This is a genomic window from Bradyrhizobium sp. ORS 86 (genome assembly GCF_045571475.1).
GTDB lineage: Bacteria > Pseudomonadota > Alphaproteobacteria > Rhizobiales > Xanthobacteraceae > Bradyrhizobium.
On record NZ_CP120699.1, the window covers coordinates 3,897,687 to 3,919,490 of the forward strand.

Sequence of the window (21,804 nt, forward strand, 5' to 3'; positions counted from 1 at the left end):
TGGTCAGTTGCAGACGATCGGCTTCACCAGGTGTTTGGTCACGAACCCATAACCGCAGGTGTCGCAGGTCCAGAGATAGCTGATTAAATTCTCATGGAGGTAGGCGGACGCTTCCGCCGCGACCATGGAGTCGGCGCACACCGGGCAGGTCGGCAAATCGCTGCCGCGCGGATCTGGCTTAGACGCGACGGTCGACAGGATTTCAGCAAGCGCTGGCATCGTGACCTCCTTTGCGTTCTGAGCTTCGGTGACGAAAGTATATAGCCAGATTTGTTTGACCTTGTCGCAACACAAATGCGTTGGTTTTACGTTATTTGAATTGGTTCTGATTTTGCGATGCAACGAATTCCGGATGAACCGGTTTCTCCCTTGCGCGTCACCCCGCGCCGCATCTAATGACATGAAGATCGCATCTCTCCCGCGCACCTGGCCATAGGAGCCGCTTGATGGACGCATCGTCGACAACGCGTGCAGTGCAACCCGGACGCGGCCGCGTCTTCGATTCCATCGTCGACGCGATCGGGGATACGCCGATTGTCCGCCTGCGCAGATTGCCGCAGGCCAGCGGCGTCAACGCGACGATCCTCGCCAAGCTGGAATACTTCAGTCCTGCCGCCAGCGTGAAGGACCGCATCGGCGCCGCGATGATCGTCGCGATGGAGCAGGCCGGCATCATCAATCCCGATACGGTGCTGATCGAGCCGACATCCGGCAACACCGGAATTGCGCTCGCCTATGTCGCGGCGTCACGCGGGTACCGGCTCAAGCTGGTGATGCCGGAATCGATGTCGATCGAGCGGCGGCGCATGCTGGCCTTCCTCGGTGCCGAGATCGTGCTCACGCCGGCGTCGCAGGGCATGAACGGGTCGATCGCGACCGCCGAAGAGCTGGTGCGCACGACGCCGAACGCTGTGATGCCGCAGCAGTTCAAGAACCTCGCCAACCCCGAAATCCATCGTCGCACCACCGCCGAGGAGATCTGGAACGACACCGGCGGCGACATCGACTACTTCGTGGCCGGCGTCGGCACAGGCGGCACCATCACCGGGGTCGGGCAAGTGCTCAAGCCGCGCAAGCCCTCGCTGCGGATCGTCGCCGTGGAGCCTGAGGAAAGCCCGGTGCTGTCCGGCGGTCAGCACACGCCGCACAAGATCCAGGGCATCGGCGCAGGCTTCATCCCTGACATCCTCGACCGTTCGGTGATCGACGAGATCGTCAAGATCAATAGTGCGACCGCGATCGAGACGTCGCGGGCGTTGGCGCGCAACGAGGGGATTCCCGGCGGCATTTCATCGGGCGCCGCGATTGCCGCAGCCTTGCAAGTCGGCAAGCGGCCGGAGGCGGCGGGCAAGACCATCCTGGCGATTGTGCCCTCGTTCTCGGAGCGCTATCTGTCGACCGTGCTGTTTGAAGGAATCTGAGACATGGCCGATCAACCCCGGCGACCGCGAACCCTGAACGATGCCCGCAGCGAGGCCGAGGCGGCGTTCAAGCGCGCCACCACCAAGGTTGCGGAAGCACCGCCGAAGGCTGCGGCGATCCCCGGTGTCCGCGAGCAGGTCACGTTGCGGATCGATCAGGACGTGTTGGAGTACTTCCAGGAGGGCGGCCCCGGCTGGCAGGACCGCATCAATGCGGCGCTGCGCAAGGCCGCGGGGAAATAGCGTTCCAGCAAGACGCCGCCGAGGACGAAGTCACGCTCTGGCGCGCGCAGTCATTGGCGTGCCTGGTTTCAGGTTCAAGAGATTGCCGGCGAGGATCATGGCCGCGCCGAGCACGGTGAAGGCATCAAGCCGCTCCGCGTAGAGCAGCCAGCCCAGGATCGCGGTCAGCGGCACGCGCAGGAAATCCATCGGGATCACGACCGTGGCGTCGGCATGCAGCAGCGCGCGAGCCATGCAGTAATGCGAGAAGGTGCCGCCGAACGCGATCAGCGCGAGCCAGCCCCAGGTCTGGAGCGGCGGCCAGCTCCAGACGTAAAGCGCGGGCCCGAGACTTGCGGCCGACTGCACCACCAGCATCCAGAAGATGATCGCCAGCGTCTGCTCGGTCCGCGTCAGCGACTTCACGATCGCGACCGAAACGCCGAAGCCGACCGCCGCCGCGAGCGCGATCAACTGGCCCGGATTGATCTCGCCGGTTGCCGGCCGCACGATCACGAATACGCCGACCAAGCCAAGCACGATCGCGCCGATCTTCATGGCTGTCATTCGCTCGCCGAGAAAGCTCGCCGCGAGGATCGCGGTCCAGATCGGCATGGTGAACTCGATCGCGACCACCTGGCCGATCGGGATCAAGGTCAGCGCATAGAACCAGCCGAGCTGCGCGCCGAAATGGATCAGGTTGCGCCCGATATGCACGTGGAGCCGCGCCGTCTTTACGATCGCGAAGCCGCCGTTCATCCGGATCAGCGGATAGAGCATCACGAAGCCGAGCACGCCGCGCACGCACATCAACTGAAAGACGTTCACCTCGCGCGTCGCCTCGCGGCCGGCGACTGCGACAATCAGCATCAGCGCAAGCCAGCCTGACATCCACAATGCGGCGCGGGTCTTCGAGGGAGTGCGGTCCATGGCTGCGAGACGAGCGGAGAGGGACCGCCGGTATCGGCGAGATGGTCCGGATTTGCAACGCGCAATTCTGCCGATCCAGTGATGCGCCGTCCATGCGATCGGTGCTAAGCACTGGCTGGAATAATCAGGAGGATTTGCTCATGCGTGTCTTGCAACCGGCCGAATGGTCGAAACCCCGCGGCTTCTCGCACGGCGTCGCCTTCGACGGCCCGGGCAAATGGATCGTGCTGGCCGGCCAGACCGGAGGCGACGAGCGGGGCGACTATCAGCCCGACATAGCCGCCCAGGTCGGCACCGCGCTGAAGCGCATCGTCAAGCTCCTGAACGAAGCGGGCGCGGGGCCCGAGCATATCGTCCGCCTGACCTGGTACCTGACCAGCCGCAGCGAATACGAGGCCGCAGGCGCGGGTATCGGCGCGGCGTGGAAGGAGACCCTCGGGCGCAATTTCCCGCCCTCGACGCTGCTTTACATCGACGGGCTGGTCGATCAGCGCGCCAAGGTCGAGATCGAAGTCACCGCGTTCGTGCCCGCTGCATAGGATCTGTCATCATGAACAATCTCAGGAAGGCACCGGACTTTCTCACCGGCTTTGCGACCGGTTGGCCGGAGCAGCAGCCCGACATCATGGTGATCTCGATGACGACCGATAAGGGCGTGCACGACTTCGCGGTGAACAAGGAGCAGGCGCTGTTGATCGCTCGTACCATTCAGCAGACCGCCGAGAAGCTCGCCACGCCGCCCAAGGCATAGCGTTCGTTGGACGCAGCAAAAAGCCCTCAGGGGACGACCCGAGGGCTTTTCGTCGGTGTATCGCTTTACCGCACCAACGCGATGGTGGCGCCGCGGAACTGGCTGTCCGCCCGGATCGAAACCGACTGGCGGTTGCCGGTTGTGCGCATCGAGATGTCGGCATTGAAGCCGGGCGCACTGGCGATGACCTGGAAGTTTCCACCGCCGCCGCGACCTCGCAGGTCGCCGCTGACATTGCGGCTGGACTCACTCCAGGAGCCGGTGACCGCGCTGCCCTCGGCCTGCACATCAGCCGCCAGATTGAACTTGTAGGCGTCGCTGGCGCAGATCAGGCTCATGGCCATGCGCGGGCCGGTGACACGATAGGTTGCGCGGCAGCGAATACGCTCGCTCGAGCCGTCGTCCAGCGTGACCGAGCCGCTGCCCGACCAAGTGCCGGCCATGCCGGTGAACGGGCCGGACTGTGCGTGCCCAGCCGTGCTTGCCATGGCCGTCACAAAAAACGCGGCGGCTGCAAAAGCAGGCCGCCGCGCCTTGGCGAAAAATCCTGCTGCGCTGCTGATTTTACTGACGGGACGCTTCCCATCGGCCGCTGCACGGTACACCCGCTGATGCCCCATTCCACTTCCCCGATCCGGAGTTGCCACTGAGTTGACCGTTCGCATATGCACCATTGATCGAGACGCGCACAAGTCCCCCGCTGCCCACGGTTCCGGAGATCGCCGCACCCTGAGCCGAAATCCTTCCGTCGGTCACGGTCACGGTCGAACTGGTCGACGGTTCGCAGCTACCAGTTTTGGTCACGACAGTGACCTGCCAAAGGCCGTCATAGGGTTGCTGGGCAGAAACGGGAGCCGCTGCGACAATGATTACGGAGGCGGCGACGGACGCAACAAGCAGGTCCCGAATGCGGGTCGAACGCATGGATCAAATCCCTGTCATTTGATGAGATAGCGCGGCTTATCCGGGGACAATGTGACGAAAATTTGCTGCGACGCAAGAGTCGCGGAAAGTTCCTGTGGACTCAAACACATCATAGTGAAGTGAGACGGTGAATCCGGCCCGATCCGAGGACCCGGTGATCGAAGCCGTCGCTCCAATATTGGCGGCATTTGGACACCTAGTGCTTGCTGCCCGGCAGGCTGGGCGCCTTGGTGGCAAACTGTTCGTCCTGCGGCTTGGCGGGCAACTCCTTGTAGGTCTTGGCGTAATCGATGACTTCGCCGAGTAGCTTGAGGCCGAGCGGCGCCAGCGCGCGCTCCCACAGCTCGCGCGCGGTCTCGCCTTTCTTGACGAACACCCAGTCCTGGGCGGCGATCGCGCCGGCATCCATGCGGTCGGCCAGATGATAGATGCTGCCACCCGCAATCGGATCGCCTTCCTGGATGGTCCATTCCACGGCGGCGATGCCGCGATGCCGGGGCAGCAGCGACGGGTGATATCCGATGCCGCCGAGCCTGGCGACCGCCAATGCCTCCCTGCTGACGCGGGCGTGGCTGTGCGCCGTCACAATCAGATCGGTACCCGGCGCGACCTCGGACGCGGTGACCAGCTTGGGGTCTGCCTGCACCACGACGTCGATGCCGGCTGCCCTGGCCGCCGCGGCCAATCGGTCCTCGCCGTCATGGACGACGACCCTGACGATCGTGACGGCGTGTTCACGCAGCATGTTCAGGGTCGCCACGCCAAAATGGCGAGAGCCGACGAGGGTAATGCGCATGGGACCAATTCCGTGGGTTCACTCGGACCGCTATGCCGATAGCACAGCGCGGCTGGCCTTTTCGATTTCCTGCCGGTTATCAACAGGGCGGTGGGTAAGCAATTTCAGGACTTGCGCGACCGGCTCGCCACGACCTTGTCGATACGCCGGCCATCGAGATCGACGATCTCGAACTCCCAGCCCTGCGCGGTGACCTTGGCGCCGACGTCCGGAATCGCTCCGAAAGCGTGCAGCAGGAAGCCTGCGGCGGTCTGGTAGGGGCGCGGCGAAGGCAATGCGATGCCGAGCAGTTCTGCGAATTCCAGCGCGGCCATCCAGCCCGAAATCAGATAGGAGCCGTCGTCGCGCCTGACATAAGCGGGCTCGGCCGGACCCTCCTCGGTGTGGAAGGCGCCGACGATAGCCTCAAGAATGTCAAAGCTGGTGACGACGCCCTGGAAGGTGCCGTACTCGTCGTGGACGAGGCCGATATGAACGGCGGAGTCGCGCAGGATCGCGACCACGTCGCGGGCATCGACGGTCTCGGGGATGATCGGTGCATCGCGCGTCAGCGCCCGGATGTCGGGGGAGCGGCCGTCGAGATAGACATCGAGCACCTCCTTGGCCTGCACAATTCCGAGCGCATGGTCGCGATTGCCGTCGAACACCACGCAGCGCGAGTGCGTGCTGTTCTGCAGCGCCGCCAGGATTTCGGACTCGGGGTCGGACAGGTCGATCAGACTGACCTCGTGGCGCGGCGTCATCACGGCGCCGACCGGAAGATCACCGAGGCGCATGACGCCTGCGATCATCTCTTTCTCGCCTGGCTCCAGCACGCCCGCGTTTTCGGCCTCCACCACCAGCGTCTTGATCTCGTCCTCGCTGACCCGGTCGTGCGGGTCCTCGCGATGGCCGAGAACCCACAGCAGCCCCTTGCCGGAGCGGTCGAGCAGCCACACCAGCGGCAGCGACAGTTTCGCCAGCAGCGTCATCGCCGGTGCGACCTTCACCGCAACCGCCTCGGGATCGCGCAGCGCGATTTGTTTCGGCACCAGTTCTCCGACGATCAGCGAGGCATAGGTGATCACACTTACGACGAGGCCGACGCCGACCGCATCGGCGATGCCTGGCGACAGCCCCAGATCGAGCAGCCATTGCGTCAGACGCTGGCCGAGCGTCGCGCCCGAAAATGCGCCTGACAGCACCCCGATCAGCGTGATGCCGATCTGCACGGTGGAGAGGAATTTTCCGGGATCGGAGGCCAAAGCGAGGGCAAGACGCGATCCGCCGACGCCTTTCTCCACCAACGCCGCAAGCCGCGCCGGACGCGAGGATACGATGGCGAGTTCCGACATCGACAGAAGGCCGTTGATGATGATCAACGCCATCACGATCGCAAGTTCCAGATAGAGCACGGGTGTTCCTGAGAATCAGCGGCGCTGGCCGCGGCACTACGCACGATATAGGCATGCTGGCGCGGTTCTGCCGCGGTATGCATGGACCGCGGCGGACAAGGCGGCGGCGCGGATGACCCGCATGCGCGGGACGATTTGCGACATTTTGGCGCGATCGCCGGTGCGCGCCACGCGCTCCGGGGATGAAAGCCCGAGCGGCTAGCTCCAGGCCAGCAGCCGCAACTGGGGCATCGCGAACGTCTTCCCGGGCGGGACGTGAGGCTCCGGCGGCCGTTCGGACGCGGCTCGCAGATGCCTGCGCAAGTCCGCGCTGCATTGTTTCATCTGGTTGCGCAGCTCGCGACGGGAGAAAGCGGTGAGAGACGGGTCTCCGAGCTGCATCCAGGCACAGCGCAGCCATTCCTGCAGGGCGCGAATATCCTGATCCAAGGCTTCGGGCTCGGTCATGCCGCCAAACCTCAAGGGGTGATCAGTTATGAAGTAACGCTGATTCGCGTCGTTTCACCTAGCGAGATTGTAGTGCGGCGCGCTTGCGACGTGCGGATGCGGCGGGGGGATGATATCGACGGCCGCGCTGCATCAGCCGGCCTTGCCGGGCCGGGAGCGCAGGAGGTCCAGTGCAACCGGAAGCGCGATGAAGAGTGCAGCGCTCATCGAGAGATGGCGAATCTGTGCGCCGGGCAAGCCGAGATCATGGGCAATGCAGGCGAGCACGATCGCTGCGTATGCGGCGACGCAGATTGCGACCATGATGGTCGCGACATCGATCTTGCTGTCCATGGCGGCACCCAATGGTTACGGGCCGGTGTAGCGCAACCGATGACCGGCGACTGTGAGATGGCTCACGGGTGACGCGGTTGTTGTCTGCAGCGTTTTTTCCGCACCGAAGCAGGCGCGCAGGACGAGACCGGAGCCGAGGGGGGCCCGCTGCACAGGGCTGCCTGCAATCTCACCGGCGGTCCATAGCCTCGGGATTACTTCCGACTCGGTAGCTTAATTGGGACGTGGGGCGAGGTGCTGACCACGCGCGGGCTTCCGTCGGAATAGGTTTGGCTCTGGAGCAGTGTCTCAAGGAGCAAAATGAATTTTTCGGCAAGCATGGGCGTAGCCCCGAAGGTTATTTCCTTTGGTCGCGGCACGCGTGCGAAGAATTCGATCAACTAAACGCGAAGCGCGCCGGCTCGCGAGGCTGCGGCGCCGAGGCCTCAATGTGCAATCCGGGAGACTAGCGGCCATGCCCAATCGGCGCCGCCACATGCCGATACCCGCCGCGTCCTCAATCGCCTTGCGACGCATGGCAGATCCAATTTGCGATCTAGTTTGCGCTTGGCTCCGACATCAATGTCTTCCCCGACTGCGCGGGGCAGGCAACTGAGCCAGCACGTTGCGTTAATCCTTCAAAGCGCCAAAGCGTAATCGGCGCCGTGACTCCGCAATGTTCGCAGCGTAATGGATCGCTGCCGACCAAATACCGACCACGTCGGAACGCCTCGGACGAGGCTATTTCCTTGCAATGCGGGCAAGCCAACGACAGCTTGCTCGTCTTCCATCGATGAATCAGTTGAAACACCGCACCCCTCAGCGTTTCAGATGGCCAACACTGTGACTGATTAGCAATGTTTGGGCTCCCGTGGAAGTAGCGGGAGATCGTATTTTGGTTCCATTTCGTGTGGGGCGAGTTGTCTGGCGGAATGGGGTGGCGGCCGTGCCGAATGGTTAGGAATCGCTAACCATGAGCCTCGCGCCGACTCGCCATATCAATGGACCAGGATCAGGGGAGCACTTCGCCGCAGCTCTGGGCGGCTGGCCTGGAGGATGGTCCAGATTGGATCGCATGTTCGGGCCGTTCCGTGTCGCCGGACCAAGGCGGCCCACGTGCCGCCGCGCACAGCCGTTTCGCCACACCAAACTCACGCTGCCAGGTCCCGACCAGCACCGCCATAATGCCGGTGCCCCCGTATCGGCGGTCCAGCCAGACTGCTATGCATGCGCCATCCGCGGACAGAAGCTCCGCATTGTTTGACAATGCAGCCGCAAGGCGGCCCAAGCGACGGAAGGACGAATGCAATGATTGAGACGGTTGGCATTATCGGGGCCGGGACCATGGGCAACGGCATTGCTCAAGTCTGCGCAGCGGCGGGGCTCGGCGTCACGATGGTCGACATCTCCGACGCGGCCGTGCAACGCGGGCTCAAGACGGTCGGCTCGAGCCTCGATCGCCTGGTCAGCAAGGAGAAGATGACTGCGGCGGATCGCGATGCGACGCTCGCACGCATCAACGCGACCACGGACAAAGCGAAGCTCGCCGCATGCGATCTCGTCATCGAAGCCGCGACCGAGAACGAGGACCTGAAGATCAAGATCCTGAAGGATCTTTGCGCGACGCTGAAACCGAGCGCGCTGGTCGCAACCAACACCTCGTCGATCTCGATCACCCGGCTTGCGGCCGCGACCGATCGTCCCGACCGCTTCATCGGGATGCATTTCTTCAATCCCGTTCCGGTGATGGCGCTGCTCGAGCTGATCCGCGGACTGCAGACCTCCGCCGACACCGTCGCCAAGGCGGAAGCCTTCGCCAAGCGCGTCGGCAAGGTCGCCATCACCGCGAAGAACAGCCCCGGCTTTGCCGTCAACCGCATCCTGTGCCCGATGATCAACGAGGCCATCTTTGCGCTTCAGGAAGGCATTGCGACCGCCGAGGAGATCGATGCCGGCATGAAGCTCGGCTGCAACCACCCGATTGGGCCGCTCGCGCTCGCCGACTTGATCGGGCTCGACACCATGCTGTCGGTGATGGAGGTGTTCTATACCGGCTTCAACGATCCCAAGTATCGGCCGGCGCCGCTCCTGAAGGAAATGGTCGACGCCGGCCATCTCGGCCGCAAGACCGGGCAGGGGTTCTACAGCTACAGCAAGTGAGGACTTGTTCGAGCCGCGTTACGAAATACCGTAGTCATCCGGAATGGATGGCGTGGCGAAGCTGACGTAACTCACGGCTCGTCAGACATCTGATCCGCCACCTGAGGCGGGGGACAACAACGAGGCCCGGTCTCCTAGGCACACCGGGCCTCGTGCTCTTAGCGATGTCGAATACTCATTTCGCTGATGCGACGGGCGATATGCTCGCCTCATCCGGGTCGAAGCCGAACAAGCCGACCAGATACTTGTAGTATTCGGGCATCTTCTCCTCGAGCTTGGCACGAGTGAAGGGCGCGTGGACGGAGTCCGCGCCAACCAGAAAGATGCTCGCTGTCACCGCGAAGAACTCCTGCTGGTTCTTCAAGGCGTAGGCGTCCTTGGTGAACAGCTCCTTCGATTTGGCTTCGCCGAGGAATTGCTTGATCCCCTTGTTGTCATAGCCGTTCGGCATCAGCCGGGCGTGATAGGCGTGAAGGAATTCGTGAAGCAGCACCGGGTCCTTTTGATAGCGCATCATGTTCGGGCGCAGCCTGATGACGCCGATGCCGGAATCAACGGCGAGCGCGAGCGGGTCCGAATTGATCCATTGCTGTTTGTCGGGATCCCAGGTCGTGACGTGGCGCGTCGTGCGCTGGCCCCATTCAAGAGGCGTCAGGCCGTAGCAGGCCGCTGCTGCCGCCTCGTCCAGACAGGCCATCTCGCTCGCGACGATCGGCACGCCCCGATCGCATTCCGCGAGGGCGGAACAGCGATGTCCGCAGAAGTGCTGGAGGGTCATCCAGGGCTGCGCGGCGCAAGGTGTCCTCACAGCTTGTTGAGGCCGTGTCCGGAAACCTCGCGGATCCCGTACTCGTACCTTAGATGAGCAACGTACGGCTGACGGGAGAAGGAATGGGACTATGCGCAGGACGATTTGGGTAATTCTGGCGTTCGCAGCACTCGGGACCGGCTCCCTCATTGGTGTTCCGTCGCCCGCAGCGGCCCGCGACTACCCCTGGTGCATCCAGGGCAGAGAGGAAGGCTATCCGGGCTACTGCGGCTTCCAGACCTACGCGCAGTGCCAAGCGACGGCGTCAGGTCGGAATGCGTATTGCGGCTACAATCCACGCTTTGCCTACGGCCAATCACGAACATCGCCGCGGGCGTTCCGCTGAACCCGGATGTCTGTAAGGCACGAGCAATGAATGACGGTCTGCCGGCTGGCCGTGAAAACGGCGGTGGCGGACCCGTCGCAGCGTGACCGGCCGGCACGATGTTGGTGCCGCAGGTCGTATCGAACAGAGTTTCCGCATTGGAGAACAAATGGGCGAGGTCGTCCGATTCATCTCGAAGTCCGAACTCGAGCGTGCGCGCCTGATACGCGAAGCGCGCGCGAACTATGAGCGCGTCTTTCCTTCCGCTGATGGAGGCTGCGAGCAAGAAGATCCGTCCGACGGTAACTCGATCCAGGCGTCGTCCGATCCGTGACGGTTCGAACCGGGCGCGCCGGCGGCGTGCTCTTGAGGCGACCGCACATAGCGGGAGAGGTGGGACGCGACGATGTGGAAGCAGATGTGGCGGACCTGGACGATCGACAAGCCCGCTGCGTTGGGCGAATGGCTGTGGCAAATCCTGGTCGTGGAGCTCGCAGCCTTGCTCGATCGGTTGACGCTGCGAAAGGTCGTCGCGCTCATTCCGGTTGTCATCGTAATCGCAGCGTACCTGCACCGGATTCCTATTTCCCCCGAGGTGATGCTGCTTGGCGACGTGCTCGCCTATATCGATATTTTCTCGGTGATCCTGCTACTCAGCTTGTTCTCGCGCGCTGCAACCGTGCTGGCGGCGGTCAAACAGACCGTCGACCAAATCGGTGCAGCATTGCATCGTCTTGCGATCGCGTTGCGCAGGGGCGATGGTCGTCACCGTCGTACGACCGGCGGTGGTCCACGCAAGCAGCCCGCTCGTGAGAAGAACGAAGACGAGGACGTGGCTATTGTTCCCGGTTTGGCCTGGGTCTGAGCCCTGCAGCTAGCTAGCGCGTGCGCCCAGTCTGCGCGTCGCTATCGCCAGTCCTCGGCTGGACCGGGGCCGTCACGGAAGCGCTGTTTCCACCGCGCCGGTTCGCGCTGCTGAGATCGGTCGGTCCGCGTTGGGCGCGATGATAGGCGATCCCCATCTGGACGCTCCAGACACCGAACAGCAGCGCGGCTGCGATGCACGCTGCCACGAAAGCCCAATCACGTTTCTTCATCGGATCAAACAAGGTCAAGCCATCGTCGCGTTACCCGCGGCTTCTCTGGAAGAAGCGCTTCGCGGACTCGATTGCCTCGAGCAGAAACGGCGATAGCGCGAAAAATGCACCCATCCCAACCGAGACGATGATGTAACGCAGCGAGAACTTCGCGTGATCCTCGAGTGGATAGGCGTTCTTGCCGATCGGTGCAGGCGCCAGATCCCGGCCGGCCTGCGCTGCCGGTTCCGAACGTCGCGCTTTTCTCGGCGGCACCATCACGACCACAAAAAGGACGTTCAGGAGCAGCCAGACTCCCAGAAGGATAAGTAACGTTCGCACCGCGCTGGTCCAAAAAGGCGAACAAAAACAATGTCAGCTTATCTGCTCAAGCCGCGCACCGCCACAATTCATTTTCCGGTGACATGGGGCTTTTCCGGTTCGTCCGGGCGCCGAATGCCAGATGGCAGGTACGGTCTCGACCGCAGTCGTGTCCTCGCTGTTGTCCCCTCCGGTGGAAGAACCATCGGTCACCACTGAAGTGTTGGGTCGAGCGTGAAGATTGGCTCCTGACGAGCCATCACGCTTGCAACGAAGGACACACGACCGGCAGACAACTCGGACGACGAGTGCGAAGCCTTCGGAACTGGCGCCAGTTAGTGCACGACCAACACCGGCACGCTTCCGTCCACCAGCACCTCAGATGTTTGACTCCCCAGGAAGAGCTTCCTGAGGCCGCGCCGCCCATGAGAGGCCATGACGATCAAGTCGCAGCCTCTGGACTTTGCTGTTTCGATAATCGCAGTGGCTGGGTGCGCATTCGGAACGTGCAGGAGTTCCGCAGTTAGCCCGATCTGCTCAGCGGTTGATCGAGCCTCATCGAGGATTTTGCCCGCGAGTTTTTTGGAGGCCGCGTCGAAGCGATCAACCTCTTCCTGTGTGGGGATCCATCCCGAGGCCAACCCGGTCCCATAGTCGACCGGCAGCGGCTCAGTTACGGTGATGACAGTCACCTTGGCGTTCAAGGCCTTTGCCAAGGCAATCCCGTGCTGAACGCCCTTTTTTGCGATATCCGATCCATCCGTGCTCAAGAGAATATTTGTGTACATCCGGGGCTCCCTTGCTTGACGAACATCTTCGCTAAAAAGAGTGAGCCTTACTTGGAGGGCTGACCGCGCGATTTATGGCTGGTGCAGGCCTGGTCGATCCGATGCGAAATCAGATCACAACGGCTTCTCGATGGAAGTGCAATTTGTGCCAGATGTTTGTGCCAGACGATAGGCCTGCATGTCGGCGACGAATTGGCGGGTCACTCCAGGCGGGATCTCGACTGGCTTTCGTCTGACCATGCGCCCAAGATAGGGATCCGAAGATGCCTTCGCGAATCCGTCAGCGCTCTTGGTGCGGACCTTCGACGAGCCTCCGCCTTACATATTCGGCTTGCTCCTTCGTCAGTTTCTCAGCGAAGCCGTCCTTGTATAGCGCCGGCCCCTTGCGGTCTCGATCATAAACCATCCAGCCAGTGGTTCCTTGCCGAACCAGGAACCTGGCCTGCAGAGGTACTGCGTGATCCAAGACGGTCCCCATTTTGCGGGCATAAGTCTAAAAGACGAGCCCAGCACAGGCGTCACGGGGCTCAGGATGTACGATTTCCAGATCGCGGCACTAAACTCGACGCCGCCGGGTTTGTTCCTGAACATGAGTGGCTCAGCGCTGGGTTGGCCGAGACGCCGTGAGCTAGATGGGGGGCGCAGCGCCCGTAGATTGACGGAATTTACCCGGCTGCGGTCACGATGTTAGAGACTTGTAGGAATAGGGGATTTCAAGATGATTGTGGTGCAGGTCGTCATTTTCATCGCAGCGGGGGCATCTCTGTTCGGCCTAATCGGGTACCTCTTTAGAGATCAGATCACGAGCAGGCGTTGAATTAAGGCCATCGGCTGAGGTGGTCTTATCGTAAGCCAATCCTGGCTACGGCTGTTTCCGCGATCTCTCTTGCGGACCTCGCACCAGCCGCGCCGACCTCGACAACCTTACGAGCAACCATCTCGCAAAGCGGATCGTCACGATCAACCAAGCCTAATGAGCGCAAAGCTTGGGCGAAGGCCTCGTTCAACAACTCGATTTCGTCCGGCGTGTACTTTCCGGTTTCAATAAGCGACGGATCGGCATTGGATGCACCTCCGCCAGACGATAGGAATGTTTTTTTGCGCAGCCTGTCGAGGCTACCTTCAATTCTGGCCTTTCCAACTTCCATCAGGCGTGATGCCAACAATACCCGAAGCCAGTTGAAGCCAGTTTGAGTGTCCTTGCCCCGCGCCAACGTGGGAACGATGCTGAGATCTTTCCGTTGATCGCTTGACCTTGCTGGAGGGCCCTCCATGCACGATTACTTTCGCGATGCGGAGCTTTGGTTAGCTGCTGTGGTCGGCTGGGCGCCGGCGATTCTGATCGCCGCCCTAATGATCGTGTCGCTGCTCCAACCGCAGTTTCCGGGCTGACTGTCGAGAGGCGGCTTAGCCGGAGATGTCCTTGACGAAGTGATCAGCTCGCTCCACCCCAGACGGATTTCGACCCAATCGCCTTGCCGCAGGCGGCGCGGCTTGGCAGCGTGCCTCCGGCACTGCGTAGAAAATTCCGCTATGCATGCAATGCGGCGGGCGGGGCGGAGGGCGCCGTTACTCAGCACAAAGCAGGAGCACTTTCGGCTTATGCATAACTTGCGGGTCGCCGATTTGGATTAAATTTTTGATCTTGCTTGGTGAGCTCGGAGGGACTCGAACCCTCGACCCCATGATTAAAAGTCACGTGCTCTACCACCTGAGCTACGAGCTCACTCACCCAAAGCGTCGTATCCGGACGTCGGCGGTTTCCCGCATCTTCCGGATCATGCTCCAGCCCGGGCTGTGTAGGGGGCAGGGCGCATCGGGTCAATAGCCGAGGGCCAGCAATCGCACGCTGGAGCGGATCGGATTTGCCCTTGCAGGACCTGTGGTTACGACCGCCTCTTGAAGTCGGGCCCGCTGCTCGTCCACGGTATTCCGGCGGTTCCGGTTCAGCCGTCCCGGCGCATCTCGGAGCCGACCGGCTGGGACGGGGCGGCGACCGAAGGCAGGCTGACCGGACGCAACCCGATTAGTTCCGCCGTGCGGATCGCGCTGTTGCGCCAGAACGCGAACTCATTGATCCGCGAATTCTCCAGGATCGCGATCGCAACCGCCGCGAGGAACGGCAGGCTTTGCAGGACAAGGACGGCGGCGAAGATGTAGATCTCGCGCACCTGCTTGTAACCGTTGCTGGCGACCAGCACGGCGGCGCCGATCAGCAGCAGCACGCCGATCACCGCTTCCCAGAATGCCTGGAATTCGATCGACATCCGCGACAGACCGCCTTTGGAGGTGCGCGCGAATGCAAGGTGCTCGGTGATCAGGCCCTGGGCCACCGCGCGCGACACGGTCCACTGCACGCTCATTGCCGCGATCATCGCCCCGAGCATCTGGCCGGCCTTGATCTTCACCCGCAGCCGATACAGCGCCACAAAATGCACCAGCGAGACGATGAAGGAGGCGATGATCGGGAGCGTCAGGATTTTGTCGGGAATCGCAATGTCGGCAAAGGCAACGATCGGCACCCAGATCAGGTTGAGAATCGCGACCACGACGCCGAGGCTTTCGGCACCCAGCCAGTTGAGCCAGCCCAGCGAGAACTCGCGCCGTTGATCGGGGGTCAGGCGGCTGCCGCCGGGCAGGAAGCGCCGCCAGTGCTTCTTGACGATCTGGAAGCCGCCATAGGCCCAGCGATGGCGCTGCTTCTTGAAGGCCTCGTAGGTGTCGGGGAGGAGACCCTCGCCGTAGCGCACATTGGTGTAGTGCGTGAGCCAGCCCTGCTGCTGGATCGTCAGCCCGAGATCGGTGTCCTCGCAGATCGTGTCGCTGGACCAGCCACCGGCCTTGTCCATCGCGGCGCGGCGGATCAGGCACATCGTGCCGTGCACGATGATGGCGTTGAACTCGTTGCGCTGGACCATACCGATGTCGAAGAAACCGGCATATTCGCCGTTCATGATGTAGTGCATCAGCGAGCGATCGCCGTCGCGATGCTCCTGCGGCGCCTGCACGAGGCCGACGCGCGGATCGGCAAAGGCCGGCACCAGGTCCTTCAGCCAGTCAGGATGCACGACATAGTCGGCATCGATGATGCCGATGATCTCGGCGTCCGCCGCGGTGCGGTCCATCGCGATGCGCAGCGCGCCGGCCTTGAAGCCTTGCACCTTCTCGGCGTTGATGAACTTGAAGCGCTCGCCCAGGAGCCGGCAATGATCCTGGATCGGCCGCCAGAACTCGGGGGCGGGCGTGTTGTTGATGATGCAGATGCATTCGAAGTTGGGGTAGTCGAGCCGCGCCACCGCGTCGAGCGTCTGCTTCAGCATCTCAACCGGCTCGTAGTAGGCGGGGATGTGGATCGAGACCTTCGGGAACGACACGTTCTCGCCGATCGTGGCGGGGGCAAGCGATGCGCTCTTGCGGATCAGGCGGCGCGGCCCGCGGCCGAACGCCACCGCGGCGATTTCCTCGATCCGCGCCATCGCGATCAGCACCAGCGGAACGAGCAGGACCAGGCCGAGGCTGAGCGCAAATGCGGAGCCCCAGACGAAATAATGCGTAGTCCAGTATGAAAACACCGTCGCAACCCACGCACCGACGCCGTTGGCGGCCGCCGACAGCAGCAACGCTTGCATCATGGTGGGTGAATCCAGTCGCAAGATCGGCAGCGACATGAACAGCCCGACCAAGACGGCGACCAGGGCGATCTTCCAGTAATTGGGATCGGTGATCGGCCCGGTCCAGGCGAACTTGGCCTCGCGGTCTGCGTTGAGAATGCCCCAATAAGGACCGACGCCGCCTTCAAAGAACTTCCACGGCTGATCGATCGACTCAACAATGTTGTAGTCCATGCCGATGGCTTCGGCGCGCGCGACGAAATTTCGCAACACCGAGGCCTGCTGGAACGGACCGGGTTCGGCGCTGCGCAAATTGTAGCCTTGGCTCGGCCAGCCGAATTCCGCGATCAGGATGCGTTTACCTGGAAACGAGTCGCGCAACAGATTGAAGCGGTCGACCGCCTGGTCCACGGCCTGCCTGTCGGTGAAGTTTTCCCAATAGGGCAGCACGTGCGCGGCGATGAAGTCGGCGGAATTGGCGAGTTGGGGATGATCGCGCCAGATGTTCCAGATTTCACCGGTCGTGACGGGAACGTTGACCGACTTCTTGACGCGCTGGATCAGCTTGATCAGCCGGTGAACGTTGTTCTCGGCGATTGCCCATTTCGTCGCCTCGGCCCGCTTGTCTTCAGGCTGGGCCTCGGCGTCGCGAATTCGCTGGGCCTCCTCGCGAAGGATTCGTTCGGACTCCTCGGGAGTGATACCGCTCTCAGGAACCGAGCCGAGATTTTCGAGCGGGATCTGCTCTCCACGAAACACCGTCTCGTTGCCGACCACGATACCGATGACATTGCTGTTGCGCTTCGCCAGGTTGATCGCGGCCTCGATCTCGCGGTTGTTGCGATTGGCGTCCTTGTCGACCCAGGCGCCGACCGTGACTTTCATGCCAAACTCGGCGGCGATCGGCGCCACCAGCTCGTTGCCCTCCGTCGACGAATAGAGACGGACCGCCCGCGTCAGCGTGGACAGCTTCTTCAGGTCGGCGCGCACCTTTTCGGTGTCGGCGGCAAGGTCGACGACGGTGTGGCCGGGTTCGAATGGTGCGTAGGACAGGCTCGGCAACGTGCCGCGGAAATCCGGCGCCGACTGCTTCTCCTGAAACAGGCCCCACAATGCGGCGTGGGCGGCGGTGACAAGCAACAGGACGGCGACGACGGCGCGCATCGCGGTTAAACCATACGGGGCCTGAGATTGAGGACTAAGCGAACCCGTCCCCTAGGTTCGACCGGCAGGGCGGTGGACACAAAGATATCTCCACCATCCGATTTAACAACTGGTATGCCGCGATGGCGTTTTAAGGGCGCAAGCCGTTCCGGCCGCGAAAATAAATCGCGGCCGCGCAGCGTGCCGGATGCGGCTATTTCGCAGGCGTCGGTGACGCCGACGGCGTGGGCGCAGGCGAGGCGGGCGACGCGTTGCCGGCCGTCGACGGCGTGGGGGCAGGTGAGGCTGCTGCCGTGGCCTGCGGCTGGGCGCCCGGGTTGACCCAGCAGGCGTGGATCCGGCCGTCGAGGCTGCGCGGCACCTTGTCGTCGATCTGGGCCCCGAACCGGGTCAGGCAGCGGAAGGCCGCCTGGACATGTCCGCCCGGACAGCCGAATCGGTCGTAGAGATCGAGGTGGCGGAAGGCGGTGTCGAGATCGTCGAGCCACATCAGGCGGACGACCCGACGGCCGAGCCAGACGCATTCCGGGTTGCCGGCCGGGCCGTTGATGGCCTGCTGGGCCTCGACGAACTCGTCGGTCTTGCGCTGATTATTTTCCTTCGCCGCGGCTGCGTTGGCGTCGGCCGGATTGCCGGACTGCTGCTTGGCCTGATCCTGTGGACTTGGCGTGCCGCTCTGGGCGAAAGCGCCGCCGACCCCCATCAGAAAGGCAAGGCCTGTTACGGCGAGGTGGCGCAAACCCGTGTTCTTCAACTCAAGCAGCCGTCGACGCATGCATTCCCCGATATGTTCCTACCCCGCAGGACATCCTAACGGCTCGCGTGATGCCGTCCAAATAGGTCTCCAGTACGGCGGAGACTCTGCTGCAGTCTGATGACCGGAATTTCAATTTTTGTCCAGCAAAGTCACAACTTTATCGCAGCAGCGCAAAACTGTCGCAGGACAACCATGGTATTGACCGATTCCCGCTCTTGGCAGATGGGCTGCGACCGGCTAATTCGACGGTCCCCCGGAGGATGGAACCGATTTCGCTTCGTACGCCGCTGGCGCTTCTCCTGATTTCACTCTCGGTCATCGCAGCCGTGTGGTGGTGGCTCGCCACGCCGATCACGCTTGCGCGCGCGCCGATCGATCCCAACGCCAAGCTGCAATGCGTGTCCTACACGCCGTTCCGTGGCGCCCAGACGCCGTTGGATCCGACGACGCAGATTCCGGTCGAACAGATCGAGCAGGACCTGACCGAGCTCGCCAAGGTTACCGACTGCGTCCGCACCTATTCGATCGAGAACGGGCTCGACCAGGTGCCGGGCGTCGCTGCCAAGGTTGGCCTGAAGGTGATGCAGGGCATCTGGCTCGGCAGCAACCGCTTCAAGAACCTGCAGCAGATCGCGATCGCGGTGCGGCTTGCCAAGCAATATCCCGACGTGATCACCTCGCTGATCGTCGGCAACGAGGTGCTGCTGCGCGGCGAGATGACGACCGCCGATCTCGCCGCCAATATCCGCGCCGTGAAGGCGCAGGCCAACGTCCCCGTCACCTATGCCGACGTCTGGGAATACTGGCTGAAGAACCGCGAGATCTATGACGCGGTCGATTTCGTCACCATTCACATCCTGCCGTATTGGGAGGACATGCCGGTCAAGGCCAAGTTCGCCGCCGCGCATGTCGACGACATCCGCAAGCGGATGGCGGTGGCGTTCCCGGGCAAGGAGATCCTGATCGGCGAGACCGGCTGGCCAAGTGCCGGGCGGATGCGGGAGGGCGCATTGCCGTCGCGCACCAATCAGGCGCGGGTGGTCTCCGAGATCCTGGACCTCGCCAAGCGCGAGGGCTTTCGCGTCAACCTGATCGAGGCCTATGACCAGCCCTGGAAGCGCAAGCTCGAGGGCACCGTCGGCGGCTATTGGGGCTTGTTCGATTCCGTGCACCGGCAGGTGAAGTATCCGCCAGGGGTTGCGATCAGCAACTATCCCGCCTGGAAGCTGCACATGGCCTGCGGCATGGTGCTGAGCGCCTTCACCTTCCTCGCAGCGTGGCTGACGCTGCGGCGCCGACCCTGGACGCCGCGGCCCTCGGCCTGGCTCGCGGTCGGCATCTCCGCAACGACGGCGGGAGCGCTGCTCGGAATCGCCGTCGACAAGATGACCTATGAGAGCTACGGCGCCGGCGGCTGGATGATGTGGGGTGTCTTGCTGGCCGCCGGGATTGCCGCCCCTCTGCTGACGGCGCATGCGCTGGTCGCCGGCCGCCCGCTGCCGACCTTCCTCGAACTGGTCGGACCGCGCGACTATCGCGGCAAGGGCGGGCTTGCGGCGCTGCTCGCCGTCGTGCTGGCCGCGACCACCGTCATCGCCACCGAGACAGCGCTCGGCTTCACCTTCGATCCGCGCTACCGCGATTTTCCCTATGCCTCGCTGACCATGGCGGTGGTGCCGTTCGCCCTGCTGACCTTGTTCAACCGGCGGAAGGAGGGCACCCGTCCGCTCGCTGAATCGGTGTTCGCCGGCCTGCTCGCAATCACCGCCGCCTATACGCTCTACAACGAGGGTACGATCAACTGGCAGTCAGACTGGACCTGCGCCATGTACCTGTTGCTGGCGGCTACGCTGTGGCGGGGGCGGGCCGCGCAAAACCCAGAATGAACAGTCCGATCGCAATTCCCGACAGCGCGACGTTGTAAAGCACGATCCCAAGGCCGGCGGCGATTAGCCCGCCGGTCAACAGCACGATCGATGGTCGCATCAGGTTCAACACCGCGATGACGAGCGCGGTGATGCCGAACACCGAATTCTTGAACAGTACGGTCGAGAGCGCGCGCGCCTTGCAGATCATCGTCTGCAGACCGGCATCGCAGGCGAGCGCGACGGGCGAGAATTCGATCGCCAGATAGCGCAGGTAAAGCGCGTAGCCGACGGTCAGAAAGCCGACGACCATCAGGAACTGGACCTGGTAGGGAGAGAGGCGGAACGGAGGCTTCGTCATTGCGGCAATATGGTCCGGAACGGCGTGTGGGACAAGGCTCGGCTAGAACCGCGAAATCAGGTGAAAATCCGGCTGTAACGCCTTGCTTGGCATAGTTATTGGCTGTTCCGCCGGAAGATCGAGGAGAACGTCGTCGGCTCGGGCTTCTTCTCCTCCGCAACTGGCGGCGGTGGTGGCGCGGCGACATGTTTCGGGGCGGCCCGGCGGTGAACCGGCTTGCTGGTCGGCAGCGCCTCCTCGGGTTTCAACGATAATCGCTGGCCGTCATAGATCGCTGTCTCGCAGGTTCGGTGGCTCAGGCTCAGCTCGGCGCATATCCTGGCGGCAGTGCCGGCGTCGTTCAGCGGTCCGGCAACCAGGCGGAGCTGCATGCCGAGCCCGCTGGCGCCTTCCTTGATCACCATGATAGGTCGCAGCGCGGCGAGCGGCGCGTTTGCCCTGGACTTCAGGAGACCACGCCACAGCGCACGCAGCCCATTGACCGAATTCGCGGTGCCGAGGTCGACGCCGAACTCGGTGCGCTGGACCTGCGCCTTGGGTGCATCGTCGTCCGCCGTATCGCTGGCCGGAGCCGCGGTCGCGACTTCCGGCAATGGGGCCGCCGTCACCCCCTTGGCCGGTTCGGTCGGCATGCTGGCGGTGGGAGCCGGTGGGCCGATGGTCGCCGTGTCGGCGACCCGCGGTTCAGCCGGCCCTGCCGTCGAGGATTTCCGCTCGTCGGTGCCAGGCGACGCCGCCGTGACGGCTGGACTGGCAGCCGGTGCGGCGGATGTGGTTGCCGCCGATGGCTTCTCACCTGATGCGGCCGCCTTCTCGGGGGCCGCCGGCTTGTCGGCCGGGGCAGGCGGGGCGCTTGCGACCGGTGCCACTGCAGGGGCCGTGGCCGGGCTCAACGGCGCCGCGACCGGCATCTGGGCCTGCTTTGCGATCGCGCCGGTGACGGAATCCAGGCTCTGCTCCAGCGTGGTCACGCGCGAATACAGCCGGTCACGGTCGCTGTTGAGCGTATCGATCGCCAAGGCCAGCCGCCGCGTTTCGCTCTGGCTCTCCTTGGTCAGCGTCTGCAATTGCTGGGCCTGACGGACGAGATCGGCGGCGGCGAGCTGGTCGCGCTTGAGCGTCAGCGACGACTGGTTGGCCATCACGGCAACGCTGACCGCGCCGACCGCCGCGAAGCCCCACGACCCGAGCCGCCACAGCATACGACGGCCGAACTCGGTCTCCTCGGCGAGCACGCCGCTGAGCAGACCGTCGTCAGTCTGCAACTCAGCCGCCAGCTTGTCGGAATCTTTGGCCAAAGCCCGCTCGGCCCTCCTCAAGGCCTGCCGAATCACAGGGTAAAGATTAACAGGAAATGGCGCGGGAACCTGA

At 63.1% G+C, this 21,804-nt stretch carries 25 protein-coding genes and 1 tRNA gene; 9 read left to right on the top strand and 17 right to left on the bottom strand.

Translation table 11 applies throughout. From position 1 onward, the window contains the following. Nucleotides 1-3 precede the first annotated feature (3 nt). Complete coding sequence (locus P6U25_RS17955; RefSeq protein WP_407152551.1) at nt 4-219, bottom strand: hypothetical protein; 216 nt, start codon at nt 217-219, stop codon at nt 4-6. Between the two features lie 227 nt (nt 220-446). On the opposite strand from P6U25_RS17955, the gene cysK reads away from it, so the two are divergent. Next, the gene (gene cysK, locus P6U25_RS17960; protein WP_407146090.1) at nt 447-1,421 is read left to right on the top strand and encodes a cysteine synthase A; all 975 of its coding nucleotides are present in this window, start codon (nt 447-449) and stop codon (nt 1,419-1,421) included. 3 nt (nt 1,422-1,424) lie between these two features. Then, nucleotides 1,425-1,664, top strand: coding sequence for a BrnA antitoxin family protein (locus P6U25_RS17965; protein ID WP_407146091.1), 240 nt, complete (start codon nt 1,425-1,427; stop codon nt 1,662-1,664). Nucleotides 1,665-1,694: 30 nt separating this feature from the next. On the opposite strand, the gene P6U25_RS17970 is transcribed toward P6U25_RS17965, so the two are convergent. Next, on the bottom strand, nt 1,695-2,573 hold the full coding sequence (locus P6U25_RS17970) for a DMT family transporter (protein ID WP_407146092.1): 879 nt from the start codon (nt 2,571-2,573) through the stop codon (nt 1,695-1,697). A gap of 140 nt (nt 2,574-2,713) precedes the next feature. Between P6U25_RS17970 and P6U25_RS17975 the strand changes: the two genes are divergently transcribed. Together P6U25_RS17975 and P6U25_RS17980 are read left to right on the top strand one after the other, a co-directional pair. Then, nucleotides 2,714-3,112: a RidA family protein gene (locus P6U25_RS17975; protein WP_407146093.1), complete on the top strand. Its 399-nt coding sequence runs from the start codon at nt 2,714-2,716 to the stop codon at nt 3,110-3,112. Between the two features lie 11 nt (nt 3,113-3,123). Continuing rightward, nucleotides 3,124-3,324 (top strand): hypothetical protein, encoded by a 201-nt coding sequence (locus P6U25_RS17980; protein ID WP_407146094.1) that lies wholly within the window; start codon nt 3,124-3,126, stop codon nt 3,322-3,324. A 65-nt stretch (nt 3,325-3,389) separates the two neighbouring features. On the opposite strand, the gene P6U25_RS17985 is transcribed toward P6U25_RS17980, so the two are convergent. The 6 genes from P6U25_RS17985 to P6U25_RS18010 form a co-directional block, all read right to left on the bottom strand. Beyond that, on the bottom strand, nt 3,390-3,944 hold the full coding sequence (locus P6U25_RS17985) for a hypothetical protein (protein WP_407146095.1): 555 nt from the start codon (nt 3,942-3,944) through the stop codon (nt 3,390-3,392). Beyond that, nucleotides 3,889-4,248, bottom strand: coding sequence for a hypothetical protein (locus tag P6U25_RS17990; protein WP_407146096.1), 360 nt, complete (start codon nt 4,246-4,248; stop codon nt 3,889-3,891). Before P6U25_RS17990 ends, P6U25_RS17985 begins: the two co-directional genes overlap by 56 nt. Nucleotides 4,249-4,444: 196 nt before the next feature. Continuing rightward, nucleotides 4,445-5,044, bottom strand: coding sequence for a formyltransferase family protein (locus P6U25_RS17995; RefSeq protein WP_407146097.1), 600 nt, complete (start codon nt 5,042-5,044; stop codon nt 4,445-4,447). 104 nt (nt 5,045-5,148) lie between these two features. Further along, nucleotides 5,149-6,438, bottom strand: coding sequence for a hemolysin family protein (locus P6U25_RS18000; RefSeq protein ID WP_407146098.1), 1,290 nt, complete (start codon nt 6,436-6,438; stop codon nt 5,149-5,151). A gap of 198 nt (nt 6,439-6,636) precedes the next feature. Next, entirely contained in the window at nt 6,637-6,885 is a 249-nt protein-coding gene (locus tag P6U25_RS18005) for a hypothetical protein (protein ID WP_407146099.1), read from the bottom strand. A 132-nt stretch (nt 6,886-7,017) separates the two neighbouring features. Further along, complete coding sequence (locus P6U25_RS18010; RefSeq protein WP_407146100.1) at nt 7,018-7,218, bottom strand: hypothetical protein; 201 nt, start codon at nt 7,216-7,218, stop codon at nt 7,018-7,020. Nucleotides 7,219-8,505: 1,287 nt separating this feature from the next. Between P6U25_RS18010 and P6U25_RS18015 the strand changes: the two genes are divergently transcribed. Further along, nucleotides 8,506-9,357, top strand: coding sequence for a 3-hydroxybutyryl-CoA dehydrogenase (locus P6U25_RS18015; RefSeq protein ID WP_407146101.1), 852 nt, complete (start codon nt 8,506-8,508; stop codon nt 9,355-9,357). 175 nt (nt 9,358-9,532) lie between these two features. Here the strand turns inward: P6U25_RS18015 and P6U25_RS18020 are convergent, their stop codons facing one another. Further along, nucleotides 9,533-10,075: a hypothetical protein gene (locus P6U25_RS18020; RefSeq protein ID WP_407146102.1), complete on the bottom strand. Its 543-nt coding sequence runs from the start codon at nt 10,073-10,075 to the stop codon at nt 9,533-9,535. A gap of 181 nt (nt 10,076-10,256) precedes the next feature. On the opposite strand from P6U25_RS18020, the gene P6U25_RS18025 reads away from it, so the two are divergent. The 3 genes from P6U25_RS18025 (at nt 10,257) to P6U25_RS18035 (ending at nt 11,355) form a co-directional block, all read left to right on the top strand. After that, nucleotides 10,257-10,511 carry a DUF3551 domain-containing protein gene (locus P6U25_RS18025; RefSeq protein ID WP_407146103.1) on the top strand — a complete coding sequence of 85 codons (255 nt, stop codon included), beginning with the start codon at nt 10,257-10,259 and terminating at the stop codon, nt 10,509-10,511. 148 nt (nt 10,512-10,659) lie between these two features. Then, nucleotides 10,660-10,824, top strand: coding sequence for a hypothetical protein (locus P6U25_RS18030; RefSeq protein ID WP_407146104.1), 165 nt, complete (start codon nt 10,660-10,662; stop codon nt 10,822-10,824). 72 nt (nt 10,825-10,896) lie between these two features. Further along, entirely contained in the window at nt 10,897-11,355 is a 459-nt protein-coding gene (locus P6U25_RS18035; protein ID WP_407146105.1) for a hypothetical protein, read from the top strand. Nucleotides 11,356-11,617: 262 nt separating this feature from the next. On the opposite strand, the gene P6U25_RS18040 is transcribed toward P6U25_RS18035, so the two are convergent. The 6 genes from P6U25_RS18040 to P6U25_RS18065 all read right to left on the bottom strand — a co-directional run bounded on the left by P6U25_RS18040 (nt 11,618) and on the right by P6U25_RS18065 (nt 18,225). Further along, the gene (locus P6U25_RS18040; protein WP_407146106.1) at nt 11,618-11,908 is read right to left on the bottom strand and encodes a hypothetical protein; all 291 of its coding nucleotides are present in this window, start codon (nt 11,906-11,908) and stop codon (nt 11,618-11,620) included. 314 nt (nt 11,909-12,222) lie between these two features. Then, a complete protein-coding gene (locus P6U25_RS18045) occupies nt 12,223-12,675 on the bottom strand; it encodes a universal stress protein (protein ID WP_407146107.1) in 453 nt (150 codons plus the stop codon). Nucleotides 12,676-13,517: 842 nt separating this feature from the next. Further along, a complete protein-coding gene (locus P6U25_RS18050; protein WP_407146108.1) occupies nt 13,518-13,889 on the bottom strand; it encodes a hypothetical protein in 372 nt (123 codons plus the stop codon). A 436-nt stretch (nt 13,890-14,325) separates the two neighbouring features. Continuing rightward, a tRNA-Lys gene (locus P6U25_RS18055) sits at nt 14,326-14,401 on the bottom strand. Between the two features lie 220 nt (nt 14,402-14,621). Then, nucleotides 14,622-17,450, bottom strand: a complete 2,829-nt coding sequence (locus P6U25_RS18060) for a glycosyltransferase (RefSeq protein WP_407146109.1) — start codon at nt 17,448-17,450, stop codon at nt 14,622-14,624. 193 nt (nt 17,451-17,643) lie between these two features. Continuing rightward, nucleotides 17,644-18,225, bottom strand: coding sequence for a beta-1-3, beta-1-6-glucan biosynthesis protein (locus tag P6U25_RS18065; RefSeq protein WP_407146110.1), 582 nt, complete (start codon nt 18,223-18,225; stop codon nt 17,644-17,646). A gap of 242 nt (nt 18,226-18,467) precedes the next feature. Here P6U25_RS18065 and P6U25_RS18070 point away from each other — a divergent pair, with 242 nt between their 5' ends. Continuing rightward, the gene (locus P6U25_RS18070; protein ID WP_407146111.1) at nt 18,468-20,093 is read left to right on the top strand and encodes a beta-(1-6) glucans synthase; all 1,626 of its coding nucleotides are present in this window, start codon (nt 18,468-18,470) and stop codon (nt 20,091-20,093) included. Here the strand turns inward: P6U25_RS18070 and P6U25_RS18075 are convergent. Together P6U25_RS18075 and P6U25_RS18080 are read right to left on the bottom strand one after the other, a co-directional pair. Further along, nucleotides 20,053-20,433 (bottom strand): hypothetical protein, encoded by a 381-nt coding sequence (locus tag P6U25_RS18075; protein ID WP_407146112.1) that lies wholly within the window; start codon nt 20,431-20,433, stop codon nt 20,053-20,055. The genes P6U25_RS18070 and P6U25_RS18075 overlap by 41 nt on opposite strands. Before the next feature lie 95 nt (nt 20,434-20,528). Further along, on the bottom strand, nt 20,529-21,731 hold the full coding sequence (locus tag P6U25_RS18080) for a hypothetical protein (RefSeq protein WP_407146113.1): 1,203 nt from the start codon (nt 21,729-21,731) through the stop codon (nt 20,529-20,531). Nucleotides 21,732-21,804 lie beyond the last annotated feature (73 nt).